At 72.6% G+C, this 14411-nt stretch carries 13 protein-coding genes; 7 read left to right on the top strand and 6 right to left on the bottom strand.

Features of this window, described 5'->3' with window-relative positions; all coding sequences use genetic code 11:
- Positions 1–47: 47 nt before the first annotated feature.
- Together HV826_RS23180 and xth are read right to left on the bottom strand one after the other, a co-directional pair.
- Positions 48–245, bottom strand: coding sequence for a hypothetical protein (locus HV826_RS23180; RefSeq protein WP_176419190.1), 198 nt, complete (start codon positions 243–245; stop codon positions 48–50).
- Positions 242–1012 carry an exodeoxyribonuclease III gene (xth, locus tag HV826_RS23175; protein ID WP_176419189.1) on the bottom strand — a complete coding sequence of 257 codons (771 nt, stop codon included), beginning with the start codon at positions 1010–1012 and terminating at the stop codon, positions 242–244. Before xth ends, HV826_RS23180 begins: the two co-directional genes overlap by 4 nt.
- 197 nt (positions 1013–1209) lie before the next feature.
- Between xth and HV826_RS23170 the strand changes: the two genes are divergently transcribed.
- From HV826_RS23170 to HV826_RS23150, 5 genes are all read left to right on the top strand, one after another.
- The gene (locus tag HV826_RS23170) at positions 1210–2298 is read left to right on the top strand and encodes a tetratricopeptide repeat protein (RefSeq protein ID WP_176419188.1); all 1089 of its coding nucleotides are present in this window, start codon (positions 1210–1212) and stop codon (positions 2296–2298) included.
- A gap of 96 nt (positions 2299–2394) precedes the next feature.
- The gene (locus HV826_RS23165) at positions 2395–5022 is read left to right on the top strand and encodes a penicillin-binding protein 1A (RefSeq protein ID WP_217917399.1); all 2628 of its coding nucleotides are present in this window, start codon (positions 2395–2397) and stop codon (positions 5020–5022) included.
- Positions 5019–6368, top strand: coding sequence for a VCBS repeat-containing protein (locus HV826_RS23160; RefSeq protein WP_176419187.1), 1350 nt, complete (start codon positions 5019–5021; stop codon positions 6366–6368). Before HV826_RS23165 ends, HV826_RS23160 begins: the two co-directional genes overlap by 4 nt.
- Positions 6365–7735, top strand: coding sequence for a peptide ABC transporter substrate-binding protein (locus HV826_RS23155; RefSeq protein WP_176419186.1), 1371 nt, complete (start codon positions 6365–6367; stop codon positions 7733–7735). The genes HV826_RS23160 and HV826_RS23155 overlap by 4 nt, the downstream gene beginning before the upstream one ends.
- A gap of 10 nt (positions 7736–7745) precedes the next feature.
- Complete coding sequence (locus HV826_RS23150) at positions 7746–9395, top strand: ATP-binding protein (RefSeq protein WP_176419185.1); 1650 nt, start codon at positions 7746–7748, stop codon at positions 9393–9395.
- Position 9396: 1 nt separating this feature from the next.
- Here the strand turns inward: HV826_RS23150 and HV826_RS23145 are convergent, their stop codons facing one another.
- The 4 genes from HV826_RS23145 to hpf all read right to left on the bottom strand — a co-directional run bounded on the left by HV826_RS23145 (position 9397) and on the right by hpf (position 13340).
- Positions 9397–10221: a class I SAM-dependent methyltransferase gene (locus HV826_RS23145; RefSeq protein WP_176419184.1), complete on the bottom strand. Its 825-nt coding sequence runs from the start codon at positions 10219–10221 to the stop codon at positions 9397–9399.
- Positions 10222–10272: 51 nt separating this feature from the next.
- The gene (locus HV826_RS23140; RefSeq protein ID WP_176419183.1) at positions 10273–10605 is read right to left on the bottom strand and encodes an SMR family transporter; all 333 of its coding nucleotides are present in this window, start codon (positions 10603–10605) and stop codon (positions 10273–10275) included.
- A gap of 137 nt (positions 10606–10742) precedes the next feature.
- Positions 10743–12836 (bottom strand): MXAN_5187 family protein, encoded by a 2094-nt coding sequence (locus tag HV826_RS23135; protein WP_176419182.1) that lies wholly within the window; start codon positions 12834–12836, stop codon positions 10743–10745.
- 144 nt (positions 12837–12980) lie between these two features.
- Positions 12981–13340 (bottom strand): ribosome hibernation-promoting factor, HPF/YfiA family, encoded by a 360-nt coding sequence (hpf, locus tag HV826_RS23130; RefSeq protein ID WP_176419181.1) that lies wholly within the window; start codon positions 13338–13340, stop codon positions 12981–12983.
- A gap of 168 nt (positions 13341–13508) precedes the next feature.
- Between hpf and HV826_RS23125 the strand changes: the two genes are divergently transcribed.
- A complete protein-coding gene (locus tag HV826_RS23125; protein ID WP_176419180.1) occupies positions 13509–13871 on the top strand; it encodes a response regulator in 363 nt (120 codons plus the stop codon).
- 83 nt (positions 13872–13954) lie between these two features.
- Positions 13955–14404 (top strand): hypothetical protein, encoded by a 450-nt coding sequence (locus tag HV826_RS23120; RefSeq protein ID WP_176419179.1) that lies wholly within the window; start codon positions 13955–13957, stop codon positions 14402–14404.
- Positions 14405–14411 lie beyond the last annotated feature (7 nt).

Here is a 14411-nt window from a genome sequence, read left to right as displayed (position 1 = left end):
CCGGCATTCGGGATGAACCCAACAATCTCTGGATATCAGGCCCATTCTCAACGTGGCACCGGGGGCGTCTGCGGCGGCTTCGGCGTGAAGAGCGCGCACGCACGGACCGGCTGCGGCGGGTACTTCCCGGGCAGCAACGGGCAGAGGATGAAGGTCGTCGTCCTCGACTGGACGTAGCGAGGCGGCGCGGCGCAGCGGTGACAGAGGCTGTCGGGGAACGGCGGCGCTTCGGGCGGGGGCGTCAATCGCGCAGCTCGAGCCACACCGGAGCGTGGTCCGAGGGCTGCTTGCCCTTGCGCTCCTCGCGGTCCACGTCCACGACGGCCAGCCGCTCGGCCACGGGCGCCGTCACGTAGAGGTGGTCGATGCGCAGGCCCAGGTTCTTCGGGAAGCCGAGCATGCGGTAGTCCCACCAGGTGAACTTCTGCACGCCGGGGTGCAGCTTGCGGAAGGCATCCGCGAGCCCGAAGGCGCCCAGGTGCCGCAGGGCGTCCCGCTCCTTCAGCGTGAAGAGCGTCTGGCCCTCCCAAAGCTTCGCGTCATAGGTGTCGATGTCGTCGGGCGCCACGTTCCAGTCCCCGCCCAGCACCAGGGGCTCGTCGGGCTTGTGCCGGGTGTCCAGGTAGCGCCGCAGCCGGCCGTACCACTCCAGCTTGTACTGGTACTGCGGCGAGTCCACCGACTGGCCATTGGGCACGTACGCGCTCACCACGCGGATGCCGCCCACGGTCGCCGCGATGAGGCGCGCATGCGAGTCATCCACGCCGTCGGACAGGCCCTTCACGACGTCCTTCGGCTCCTCCTTCGCGAGGATGGCGACGCCGTTGTACGTCTTCTGCCCGTGGACGGCGGCGTGGTAGCCCAGCTCGCGCACGGCCTCCATGGGGAAGTCCTCGTCCACGCACTTGAGCTCCTGCAGGCAGAGGACGTCCGGCTGGGCCTTCTTCAACCAGGCGAGCAGCCGTTCCTGACGGGCCCGCACCGAGTTCACGTTCCAGGTGGCGATCTTCATCGCGCGGACCGTCGCATGCCGCCCGCGCCCCCCGCCATGCTTTTCCCGAGCCCTGTGGCCACAGGGCCACACAGCCCCCTCCGTCCCTCTGGGAGGACGCGTGGCACGCCAGTCGCAAAGACGCCGGGTGGGAGCCCGGCACACGGCGCCCCGGAGCCCCCGTCCCGGGCGCTCCGCCAGCAGCCGAGGTCGCCGCCATGCGCCGCAACCACACGAAGCCCACGTCCCCCACCGGCTTCCGCCCGACGACCTCGGTGCGGCGCGCGCTGGTGCTGGCAAGCCTCGTGACGCTCGGACTGACCCTGGCGTGGGCGGAGGTGCCGTTGCCACCGGTGCTGCGCGCGTGGCTGGCCACGGAGGAGCAGTCCACGTCCAACGCGGACGCCGCGGCACCGGATGCAGCCAGCCCTCGGGGTGACGCCGCTGGGTTCCCGCCTGCCTTCGAGCGGCGCGCGACGCGTGGAGACCTCGGCATCGCGCACGTCGGCGCCGCGTTGGAGGGTTCGGACATCACGCCGGACGCCGAGCTCGCGTTGCCACACGGCCATGGGCGGCGCGTGGACCACCTGAGCCGGGCCCACCTGTTGCGCGACTGGGACGACCTCGCGGGCGCGCTCACGGAGTGCCGCCGGGCGATTCATGACGCCCCTGACGACGTGGCCGCCCTGGCGCTGGCGGCGGAGCTCGCCGGGCGCACGGGCCGAACGGACCTGGCCGTGCGTGCCCATGCCCAGCTCGGCCGCCTGCTGCCCCTGGATGCCCGCCCCTTGGTGCGTCAGGCGCGGCTGCTGGTGTCCCTGGGCCGCCACGCCGAAGCGGTGTCCGTGGGCGAGGAGGCCGTGCTGCGCAATCCCGAGTACGTGGAGGCCTATCAAGTGCTCGGGCGCGCCCACCTGGCGCAGGACGCGCTGGCGAAAGCGATGCTGCGCTTCGAGCAGGCCGTCCACCTCCACCCGGAGCATGGCTACGCGCTCAACAACCTGGGCCTCACCTATCTGCGTGCCGGGGAGGCCCGGAAGGCCACGGACGTGCTCGTCCGGGCGGCGGCGCTGCTCCCGCACGTCGCCTATGTGCACAACAACCTGGGCGTGGCCCACGAGCGGCTCGGACAGGTGGAGGAGGCCCGGGCCGCCTACGCCGCCGCCATGCACCTGTCCCCGCGCTACGTCCAGGCCCGCGTCAACGCGGACCGGATGCGCCGCACGGCCCACGCGGACCTGGCCGGCGCCCGGACGGAGCGTCGGCAGGCGCGCCCCACCCAGGGTGAGGCGCCTGCTCCCCGGTAGCGCCTTCCTGCCTGGAGGCCCTGCGCCGGGCGGGCCTCCAGCGCGGTTCCCGTTCAGTGTCCCCCGGTCTAACCTGCGGACTTTCCTTCCAACGCAATGAGCACGGCTCCCCAGATGCCCTCTTCGCCCGATTCCTCCACACCCACTCCCCCCGCGCCGCCTCCGCGACCGGGGTTCGGTGCCCGGCTGTGGCGCTGGACGAAGCGGCTGCTCATCACCGGCGTCGTGTGCCTGGTGCTCGGCGCCATCACCGTGGCGGGCGGCTACGCGTACTACAGCCAGGACCTGCCCTCCGTGGACGCGCTGCGCAACTACCAGCCGCCGCAGGTGACGAAGGTGACGTGCGGTGACGGCACGCTCTGCGCCGAGTTCGCGCGCGAGCGGCGCACGTTGATTCGCGTGGAGGACCTGCCGCCCCACGTCCGCAACGCCTTCCTGGCCGCCGAGGACGCGGACTTCTACAAGCACGAGGGCCTGGACTTCTTCGGCATCACCCGCGCGGCCATCAAGAACCTCATCCCCAACAGCCGCAAGTCCGGCGCGTCCACCATCACCCAGCAGGTGGTGAAGAACCTGCTGCTGTCCCCCGAACGCACGTTCTCCCGCAAGGCGCGCGAATGGATTCTCACGCCGCGCGTGGAGGAGGCGCTCACCAAGGACCAGATTCTCTCGCTCTACATCAACCAGTCCTATTACGGGCAGCGCCGCTACGGCATGGAGGAGGCGGCCCTCTTCTACTTCGGCAAGCACGCCAAGGACTTGAACGTGGGCGAGGCCGCCGTGCTCGCGGGCACGGTGCAGCTCCCGCACCGCATCAACCCGGTGACGAACATGACGCGGGCGAAGTCGCGTCAGCGCTACGTGCTGGACCAGATGGCGCGCAACGGCTTCGTGTCCGCGGACGTGGTGGAGGCGGAGAAGGAGAAGCCCATTGTCCTGGCGCCCCGGCGGGGCAAGGTGGCGGGGCCGTATTACACGGAGGAGATTCGCCGCACGCTCATCGCGCGCTACGGAGAGCAGGTGGTGATGGAGGGCGGGCTGCGCGTGGACATCGCCATGGTGCCCAAGCTCCAGCTCGCGGCGGAGCAGTCGGTGCGCGACGGGCTGGAGGCGGTGGACCGGCGCCAGGGCTACCGCGGCCCCCGTGGCGCGCTGGAGCAGGGCCAGTGGGAGCGCTACCGGGCCCTCATCGCCACGCGCATCGAGGAGGCGGGCCGCCGGCAGAAGGACCAGGGCTACGTCGCGGACCTGTCCTCGCTGGCGAAGGTGGAGAAGGAAGCACCGAAGGCGCCCGAGCTTGCGGGAGCGCCCCTGGACCCGCTGGAAGAGGAAGGCACCGAGGAGCAGCGGCCGGACCTGACGCCCGAGGACGAGGCGCCGCTCTCCGCGGACCAGCTCCTGGCGCAGTCGGTGCGCCTCAAGCCCATGGAGGAAGGCCTGCGCCTCACGGGCTACGTCATGCAGGTGGACGACAAGCGCAAGGTGGCGCGCGTGGACCTGGTGGGCCGCACCGCCGAGGTCTCCTTCGCGTCCGTCACCTGGGCGCGGCGGAAGGGCAAGGGCGCGCCGAAGAAGATTTCCGACGTCTTCACGGAGGGAGAGCTCGTCTTCGTGCGCGTGCTCAAGGCGCCGCCCGCGCCGGCCTTCGTGGAAGCGACGCTGGACCAGGTGCCCGAGGTGCAGGGCGGGCTGGTCGTCATTCGCCCGGAGAACCGGCACGTGGTGGCGCTGGTGGGCGGCTATGACGCGGAGCGCTCGTCCTTCAACCGCGCCACACAGGCGAAGCGGCAGCCGGGCTCGTCGTTCAAGCCGTTCCTCTACGCCGCCGCCATGGGCAGTGGCCGCTACACGCCGCTGTCCAAGGTCAATGACGCCCCCGAAGCCGTCCGCGACCCGTACACGGGCAAGACGTGGAAGCCGCAGAACTACGACCGTCAGTTCCAGGGGCCGATGACGCTGCGCGAGGCGCTCACCAAGTCGAAGAACACGGTGTCCGTGCGCCTCATCGAGGCGCTCACCCCGGCCACCACCATCGACTTCGCGCGCCGGGCGGGCATCCACTCCCCGCTGCCGGAGAACCTCACGCTGGCCCTGGGCACCGGCGAGGTGACGATGCTGGAGGCCGCCAACGCCTACGCCACGCTCCAGGCCAGTGGCCGCTACGCGGAGCCCTTGATGCTGCTGCGCGTGCGCGACGCGCGCGGAAAGGTGCTGGAGGAGCACCAGCCGGCCTTCGAGGAGACGCTGCCGCCCGCGGTGGCCTACCTCACCACGTCGCTGATGCGCAGCGTGGTGGAGGACGGCTCGGGCCGGGCCGTGCTCGCGCTGGAGCGCCCCGCCGCTGGCAAGACGGGCACCACGCAGCAGTCCCGTGACACGTGGTTCTCCGGCTACACGGCGGACTGGGTGGCCAGCGCGTGGGTGGGCTTCGACAACAACGCGCCGCTGGGCGGCAGTGAGACGGGTGGCCGCGCCGCGCTGCCCATCTGGCTCCAGTTCATGCGCGTGGCCCACGAAGGGCTGCCCACGCGGGAGTTCGAGGTGCCCCCTGGCGTCGTGCAGGTGCGCATCGACCCCATCAGCGGACTGCTGGCGGGCAACTCCGTCCCGGGCCGGCTGGAGCCATTCCTCGAAGGCACGCAGCCCACCGCGGAGGCGCCACCGCCGGGGCAGGTGACCACCGACCAGTTCTTCCTCGACGAAGGCAACAGGCGGGGATTGTGAGCCCTGCCCGAGCCCTGCTGCTCGCCCCCGCGCTGGCCGCGCTCGCGGCGCCCGCGGCCGACACCACCGCCGCCATTCCCCGGCTCGCCCGGCAGGTGACGGGGGCCGTGCGTGCGCAGCGTGGCGTGGAGGCGCCGGTGGCCGTGAATGTCACGGGCGGCTCGGCCGAGCTTCGCCGCGCGGTGAGCACGGTGCTCGCCTCGCAGCTCGCCTCCGCGGGCCTGTCGCCCGTGGTGCTGGATGCGCCCACGGCCGAGGCCGCCGAGACGCTGGCGCGCGCGGGCGGTGCCCGGACGCTAGTGCGGCTCTCGCTGGACGTGGAGGGTGGCGAGCTGCGCGCCCGGGGGGATTTGATTGGCACCTGGGTGAACTTCTGGTCCGGCCGCACGCCCACGCGTTCGCCCAAGCCCGCCGCCACGTTGGTGGAGACGGTGCCCGCGGACCCGACCGTGTTGGCGCTCGCGTTGGAGAGTGGAGGCGCTCCGCCCACCTCCCCCCCGGAAACGGGCCCTCGCGGCATCCGGCTGCTGGGCGCGGCGCTGGCGCGGCTGGAGAATCCCCTGGCGGCGCTCGCCGCCGGGGACCTGGACGGCGATGGCCGCGATGAAGTGGTGGCCCTCACGGAGCATGACGTCTCCGTCTTCGACGCGGAGGGGCGGCTCGTCGCGCGCAAGGCGCTGGACACCCTGCCCGCTGGAAGCGCCACCACCCGGGAGCCCTTTGGCGCGTTGGCGTTCCTGCCGGGGCCCCCCCGGCTGGCCGCGTGGAGCACCCGCCATGCGCACGGCGAGCTGCTGGCGCTGGACAAGGCCCGCGCCACCCTGCGCGCCGTGGGGACGCTGGACACGGCGCCGCTGGGCGCGACCGAGCGAGGCACCTTCGTTCCGGGACAGACGGCCTTCGCGCCCACCGTGAAGCTGGCGGAGGGCCGCCCGCTGACGGTGCCCGCGCCCTTCACCACCGCGAGCCTGGATGGCCAGCGGATGCTGTTCGTCCACCCGGATGGCACCGCGGCTTTCTACGCGCACGCCGGCGCGGCCCCCGCACGATGGACAAACCTGGGCGCCGGCAGCGCACTGGGAGACCTGGATGGGGACGGCGTGCCGGAGCTCATCACCACCTCGACCCAGCTCGCGCCCTCCCCCGACGTGCTGCGCGTGCACGGCGCCTCCAGGGACGACCCCGGCACGCAGGAACCGCTGTGGCAGGGCGCCCTGCCCACGGGCCGCGCGCTGTACGTGGTGACGGCCCGGCTGGACGGCGACCAGCGCCGCGACGTCATCGTGGGCCTCTGGAAGCCGGACGGCACCAGCGAGCTGTTCCTCCTGCGCCAGGGGGCGCCATGAGACTCCGCTCCACCCTGGCCTGCCTGGCGTTGCTCGCGTCCGCGTCCGCGCAGGCGGCCGGCCGTCCTCGTTTCGGGGGCGAGCTGCGCGTCGCCCATGACGGCCCGCCGGAAGTGGCCGAGCCCGCGCTGGCCGACACGCCCCTGGAAGCCACCCTGCTGGGGCTGCTGTCCCCCCCGGTGTGCCGGGCCACGCGGGACGGCGGCTTCGAGCCCGCGCTCGCGCGGGAGCTGTCGCGCCCCACACCCCAGTCCCTGCGCATCGCCCTGCCTGACCCCGCGTCCGCCACCGCACTCGCGCGGGCATGGATGCGGCTGGCGAGCAGCGACGGCGCATCCCCGTACCGGGCCCTCCTCCATCCGCTGCGCGGTGAGGCGCGGCAGGTGACGCCGCGGGGCGCCACCCTGGAGCTGACGCTGGCCTACCCCTGGCCGGACCTCGAGCGCGCGTTGTGCCACCCGGCGCTGGCGCCGCCCGCCTCCGCCAACGCCCTGGGCCCCTTCACCGCCGCGGGGCGCGGAGCCCTGGAAGCGCAGACGGCCTGGCCCCAGGGGCGCCCGTACCTGGACCGGCTGCTGCTCACCGCCACGGACCAGCGCGGCCTCTCCCGGCTGTGGTCGTCCCGGCAGGTCCAGGTGGAGCTGGGCGTCGCGGCGGAGACGGACACCACGGCCGGCGCGCCGCTCTACGCCACCTTCCTGGCCTTCTCCCCGCGGCGGCTGCCCCCGGACTTCCGGCAGGCCGTGGAGAGCGCCATCGACCGCGAGGACCTGACCCGCCTCTTCGTCCAGGCGCCCGCGCAGCCCATGCCGCACCTGCTCCCGCCAGCGATGCTGGACGCGCCCGCGCGCCCTCGGCCTGCCGCGCCGTCGGCGAGGCCCGCGAGGACGGTGACGCTGCGCTACGACGCCTCGGTGGAGGACCAGCGCGCGGTGGCGGAGCGCATCCAGGTGAAGCTGCACGAGCGCGGCTACACCGTGGCGCTGGAGGCGCTCCCCCGCGCGGCCCTGCGCGCCCGCTGGGCCCAGGGCGACTTCGAGCTGATGCTGCACGCGCTGCTGCTGCCGCCCATCCCCGGGCCCGCGCTGGCGGTGGTGCTGGACGCGGGTGGGCGCAAGGACTTGCTGGGCGTGGAGCTGCCCGCCATCGGCGCGCTTGCGTCCTCCGCGGCGCGGGACGCGCGGGCGCGCGAGCGGGCCCTGGCCCTGGCCGCGTCCGTGCCCCTGGTCCCCCTGTACGCGCAGGGGCTGGGAATGCGCTTCGCGCCAGACGTGGGCGGGGTGATGATGGACGCACAAGGCCTGCCCTCGCTGGACGGACTGCACGTGCTTCCAGCGGAGGGGACGGCGATGGGAGGACGTCCTTGAGGAGAACGGCATGCGTTTGAGGACGCGGCTGGCGCTCGCCTTCGCCCTGCTGGCCCTGGTTCCACTCGCGGTCGTCGTGCCGCTCACCCTCACGCGCTTGCGCGACACGTTGTCGCGCGAGCTGGACGCGCGCATGGAGGCCGCCACCGCCTCCGCGCAGGAGTCCCTGGAGCGCTCCGGTGCCACCGCCCGCCGCGCGGTGGAGGAGCTGGTGGACAGCACCATCATGGAGGACCTGGCCCGCGAGGCCCGGGAGCGCCCCACCCGCGCCATCCAGGCCGGCACCGCCGAGGGCCTGATGAAGAGCCGCGGCCTGAGCGTGCTGGCTCTCTTCGACCGCGACGGCCGGGTGCTCTCCTCCGGCCACCTGCCCGCGCGCCGGGGAGACCCGGACCCGGCCCTCTTCGCCGTCACGCGGGAGAAGTCCCCCCGGCCCGTGCCGGTGCGCGTGGAGGTGCGCACGGCCTCCGGCTTGCGTCAGCTCCCAGCGCTCGTCACCGCGCGCCCGGTGGACTTCGGGGACCTGCGGCTGTGGGCCGTGGGCGGCGTGCTGCTCGATGAGGGCCTGGCGCAGCACCTGGCCCGCCTCACCCAGACGCAGGTGGCGCTGCTGGTGGGTGACACGCCCCTGGCCAGCGCGGGCACCGCCGAACCGCCGACGGTGACGAAGTCGCTGCCGCTGGGGGAAGCGGCCACGGTGCGGCTCGTCTTCAGCCGCGCGGCGGCGCGGGAAGCGGAGCAGGGCGTCATGCGCGCCTTTCTCCTGCTGGCGGCGCTGGGCGGCACCTTCGCGGTGCTGCTGGGGCTGCTGGTGTCGCGGTGGATGACGCGGCCCGTGGAGGCCCTCACCGAGGGCGCCCGCCGCGTGGCCGAAGGCGCGCTGGAGTCCCAGGTGACGGTGAAGGCCAGCGGCGAGGTGGGCGAGCTGGTGCGGACGTTCAACCGCATGACGTCCGAGCTGAAGGCCACCACCGAGCGGCTGATGGCCAGCGAGCGCATCGCCGCGTGGCAGGAAGTGGCGCGGCGGCTGGCGCACGAAATCAAGAACCCGCTGACGCCCATCCGCATGTCGCTGGAGACGCTCCAGGCCGCGCAGGAGGCGAAGCACCCGCGCTTCCCGGACATGTTCAAGGAGAGCGCGGGCGTGGTGCTGGAGGAAGTGGACCGGCTGCGCCGCATCGTCGACGAGTTCAGCCACTTCGCGCGGATGCCCAAGCCGCAGCTGGCGCCGGTGGACCTGGGCGAGCTGGCGCAGAGCGTGCTGGCGCTGTACGCCACGCCTCCAGCCGGCATCCAGATTCTGCCCACGCTCCAGACGGGCGTGGTGGCGCGGGCGGACCGCGACCAGCTCACCCAGGTGCTGGTGAACCTGGTGAAGAACGCCGAGGAGGCCATGACGTCCACGGGCGGCACCCTGCGCGTGCGCGTACGCTCCACCGAAGCCGACGCCATCGTCGAGGTGGAGGACACCGGCCCCGGCATCCCCCTGGAGCACCGCGCCCGGATCTTCGAGCCCTACTTCACCACCAAGGACGGCGGCACCGGCCTGGGGTTGGCCATCGCCTCGCGCATCCTCCAGGAGCACGGCGGCAAGCTGGAGGTGGGCGGAGAGCCCGGCCACGGCGCGCGCTTCAGCCTCGTGCTGCCGCGCACGGCCTGACTCAGACGCTGCGCTCCGCGAAGCGGACGTGGACCAGCGCGGGCAACCGTTCCTTCACCCAGGGCAGCATGTTGAGACCGCTGTAACCGTACCGGAAGAAGCCCCGCGGGAAGCTGTAGGGCTTCAATTCCACCTGGCGGATTCGCGGCGCCCACCGCCGCAGCGTCGCCTCCAGCACGTCACGGTTGATGCCCCAGGGCATGGGTGGCACCTGGTACGCGCGAGTGCGACGCAGCCCCTTGAGCGTGCACCGCGAGAACCAGCGGGGAATCGTGTCGAAGAGGAGCTCGGCGCCCGGGAAGCGCTCTGCGATGTCCACGATGAGCCGACGGACGTCGTCTTCCTCGAAGTACATGAAGAGGCCCTGCGCGACGATGAACACGCCCTTGCTGGCGTCCACGCGGTCCATCCATGCGCGGTCCAGCGCGCTCACCGGGAAGTGCATCAGCCGCTCGTTCGGCGTGAGGAAGCGCTCCCGGATGGCCACGGCTTCCGGAAGGTCCACGCTCAGCCAGCGCAGCTGCCCGTTGTCCAGCCGCTGCGCCTGCGTCTCCAACCCTTCTCCCAGCGACACCACGAAGCCGTCAGGGTGCGTGGCCAGCCACGCGCGGATGCACCGGTCCATCGCCACCGCGCGAATCGCGAGGGACGGCTCCGCGCGGCCAAAGGACTTCTCGAAGTCGTAGTCGATGGCGCCGTAGATGCGCAGCGCCTCCGCGTCCTTCAGGACGCCGTCCGGCCGCTTCGCCTCCCCTGCCCGGCAGTGCAGCGTCCAGAGCATCGTCTCCGGAATCCCCGTCAGGTTCGGTACGTACCGCGTCTGCATCGTCCCCTCCTGACATCAACGACGTCTCCCGGGCGAACTCCGCCAGGCGCCTCAGTGCGCCGCCGACCTGGAGAAGGTGTTGATGACGATGACGCCCGCCAGGATGAGCCCGATGCCCACGAGCGCGGGGACGTCCAAACGCTGGCCGTGAAGGAGCCACGCCACGCCGGAGACGAGGACGATTCCCGCCCCGGACCAGATGGCGTAGGCGATGCCCGTGGGGATGGTCCTCAACGCGAAGGACAGGCAGAAGAAGGCCACGCCATAGCCCAGCACCACGAGGAGGGACGGACCCAGCCGCGTGAAGCCATTGGAGCTCTTGAGCGCCGAGGTCGCCACCACCTCGGCGACGATGGCAATCCCCAGATAGACCGCGTTGTGCATGAACCGCCTCCGCGGGCCTCTATAACCACTGGCTCCGAAGGCGGCCAACGCGAACGTCCGAAACGAGAAGGCCCGCGGCCTCTCGAGGAGACCACGGGCCTTCCGCGCTTCAGCAGCGGCCAGGGCCGCGCGCGGGCTCAGTCCTTGACGGGCGTGGCCTTGAGGGCCGCCTTGCCTTCCTTCACGTAGACCTGGAAGCGCACCGTCTTGCACGCGTACTTCTGGACGAGCTGCTCCTTGTTCTTGCGGAGCTTCTGCACGAACTTGTCGTACGTCAGGCCGTCCGCCGCCTCGCCACACCGCTCACGGGTGGTGAGGAACTCGCGGAAGACATCCTGGAAGTGCTGCTCGTCGGTGAGCGCCACCGCGGAGTTGCCCAGGCCCGGCAGCGGAATCGCGGCGGGCTGAGGGGCGGAGCGCGGCGGCGGCATGGGGATGGCGTCCGACGTCGAAGGCCGCGCGCTGGCCTGGAGCAGCTCGCGCGGAATCGCCGCCACGCGCGTCGTCTCCGGGCTGTCCGGCGCGGCCTGCGAGGCCGCCAGGGCGAAGGGGTCCGCCGCCTGCTGCAGCGAGTACGCCGCCGTGGGCTGGTCCTCGAAGGCGAACGCACCCCGGCGAGGGGACGCGGGCGACAGCGCCTCGGGGCCACCAAAGGCCTCGGGCGAGGGCTCAAACGGCATCGCCCCCGCGTGCGCGGGCGGCTGCTGCGGCGGCGCGGGGAACGGGAACGCCTCGGCCGAGCCGAAGGGGTCCGCCGCGGGCGCGGGCGCCGGAGGGGCAAAGGCGAACGGGGCCGCCGCGGGAGCAGGAGGCGGAGCCGGCGGGGCGAACGCGAACGGGTCTCCCACGGGCGCCTGCGCCGGGGGCGACATCGCGAACGGGTCTCCCGAAGGCGGCGGCGCCTGCTGCGCGAACGGGTCCGCCGCGGGCACGGGGGCCGGAGGAGCAAAGGCGAACGGGTCGGCGGCGGGCGCCGGAGCCGCGGGAGGTGGCGCGAAGGCGAACGGGTCCGCCTCGGGCGCCGGAGCGGCCGGCGGCGGCGCGAAGGCGAACGGGTCCGCCGCGGGCGCCGGAGCGGCCGGCGGCGGCGCGAAGGCGAACGGGTCCGCCGCGGGCGCGGGGGCCGGAGGCTGCGTGACGGCGGCCGGAGCGGGCGCCGAGGCCATGGCGGCCGACAGGCTCAGCGTGTCGGAGCTGCCACTGGACGTCTCCGCGTCACCCGCCTTGCGGCCGGAGCCCATCATCAGCGTCCAGAGGAGGCTCAGGCCCAGCAGGCCCGCCAGGGAGAACAGCGCGTTCTGCTGATACGCGGCCAGCGCGCCCAGCACCGGCTCCGTGCTGGCGATGGCGAGCACCTCCAGCGGCGTGCTGGCCAGCGCGCGGCGCGAGCCCACCATCAACGGCGCGCTCCCGCCCAGGGGGTCACCCTGGGTGAAGACGGGCAGCGCCACCGGGCCCAGCTCCAGGAGCTTGCCGGTGCTCAGCACCACCCCCGAGGCCTCCGCGGCGACCTTCGACAGCGAGCCCTCCGCCAGCAGCTTCTGCGGACCGGCGACGCCCGCCAGCGCGTCGCCCTTCACCAGCGCCAGCGCGGCCACGCCCGACGCCTGGACGGCGGCCTCCAGCCCGCCCTCGTCCAGCAGCGGCGCGCCCAGCACCAGCGTCACCGCGGGCGCCCCGGCGTGCCACGACAGCGGCACCGCGGCGAACGCATGCGGCGCACCGAAGGCATCCACCACGCTGGCCCCGGACTTGACGAGGCTCACCACGTCCAGCTTCGCCGCGTCCGAGGACGGCTCGGCCCCGGCCACCGCGTGGAACTGCGTGTCCTGGGAGACCACGGCCACCACCGCGCCCTTGAGCTCCGGGGGCACCAAGGCCTCGACGGCGCCGCGCACCGCGGCGAAGCGCTCGGCGGTGAAGACGCGGGCGGCGGCGGCTTCCGCCTCGGCGCGCTCACGCTCGCGCTGGCTGCGCGGCGCGGGCTGTTCAGGAAGCGGCGGCGCGGCGGCGGACACCACTTCCGGCATGGCCGCGAGCTTCAGCGCCAGCGACTGCACCTCGGCACGACGAGAATCCACACGGCGCGCCACCTCGGCGGCGCCCGCGGAAGATTGGGCCGATGCACCGGCGACGGCGCGCTCGCGCAGCGGTCCCGACAGCATCGGCAGATGAGCAACGCCCAGTCCGATGACCAGGAATGCGAAGACGAGGAACTTGAGGCGGACCATCGCCGTCCTTTTAGCCCGAGGTTGAAGGGTTCCGCTTATAGCGTTCACCGTTCGGCCCCAGCAAGATTCGGGCACTGGACAAGACAAGCCCGGCCGCCAGGTGTACAACCTGGGAGGCCGGGCTCATGCCGCCGCCAACCGCGACTAGTAGGTGGGAACGTCGGCCGCCACGTCCTCGGGCAGGCCGTTGGTGTGGACATCGCGCCGCTTCCCCAGCATGCGCTTGAGGCTCTTCTCCAACCGGTCACGCGTTGCGTCGATGGCGGGGAACAACGAGTCCGCCGTCTCCGTCACATGCACCGAGGAGAGCCCGGGCATTCGCACCGTGACCCGGCACTCCTTGTCCACGCCCCCCTTGGGCCCGTTGGTGTCCACCAGCGAGATGTCGATTTCCGCCGCCTCGTCATCCGCGAACCGTTCGATATGGCGCACCAGGTGTTCGTCGACATACGACTTGAGAGCATCCGACAGGTCCAGGTGCACTCCACGCAGCAACACCTTCATGGCATTTCCTCCGAGCCCAAAGATGGGCAGCCTGACGCCCGGTGGTGAGCCACCCCCTGTCCATTCGTGGAGCCCCCGTGACGCCCCCCTGCTCCCCGGGCGGCTGGGCAGCGGAGCGCCCGTACCCGGGGAGGACGAATCCCGCCGCGGCGCGGGTTTCTCAAGGGCATGGGCGCCGAGCGAATCAAGATCTTGCTGGTCGAGGACGACGGGGACAGCCGGGAGCTGCTGGCGGAGCTCCTGGAGTCGGAGTTCGACGTGAAGACGGCCACCGATGGCCTGGCCGGCCTCGAGATGTTCGAGGCCGAGCACCCCGACGTGGTCGTCACGGACGAATCGCTCCCGGGCATGTGCGGCACCGAGCTCGCGCAGAAGGTCAAGGAGCGCGAACCCCGGGCCCGCGTCATCCTCGTGTCCGGTTACACCCAGGTGCAGGGCTCTGAACACTGTGACGTGGTGCTGCGCAAGCCCATCGACGTGGAGCGCCTCAGCGCCGCGGTGTGCAGGCTGGGCGACGAGGCGCGGCACTGAACGAAGTGACGGGCCCCGGGTGCCGTCCACGCGTCGCGGACCTACTATTTTCCTCCAGACACCCACGGGCTGGAGGGACGGCGATGAAATACTGTGCCAGGTGCGGCTCCGAGTATCAGGACGGCGTCAACGCGTGCGCTGACTGTCCAGGCAACCCGCTCCTCGTGAGCGCGGAGGAGATGCGCAGCAGGGGGCTGCCGCTCCCGCATGAGCTGGATACCCGCGTCTTCGTCCGGGCCGGCTCCGCGGAGGACCCCTTCACCGCAGAGGCCTACGCGCAGCTCCTCCAGGACGCGAACATCCCCGTCCTGGTGCGCGCTGGCCGCTCGGGCGTCGTGGACAAGCTGACCACCGGCAACGTGCTGCCCTGGTGGGAAATCCACGTCCCCGCCGACCTGCAGGTCCGGGCCGCGACGCTGATTGAGCAGGAGCGCCTGCGGGAGCTGGCCACGAACGACGAGGCCGCGGCCGCCGCGGAGGCCGAGGAGCGGGAGAGCGAGTCCCCCGCCGCCGCGCCGCCACCGGCCTCCTGAACGGCGC

This window comes from Myxococcus sp. AM010 (assembly GCF_013372585.1).
In the GTDB taxonomy this organism is placed as follows: Bacteria; Myxococcota; Myxococcia; order Myxococcales; family Myxococcaceae; genus Myxococcus; species Myxococcus vastator.
This window is presented reverse-complemented; position numbering and strand designations above follow the sequence as displayed.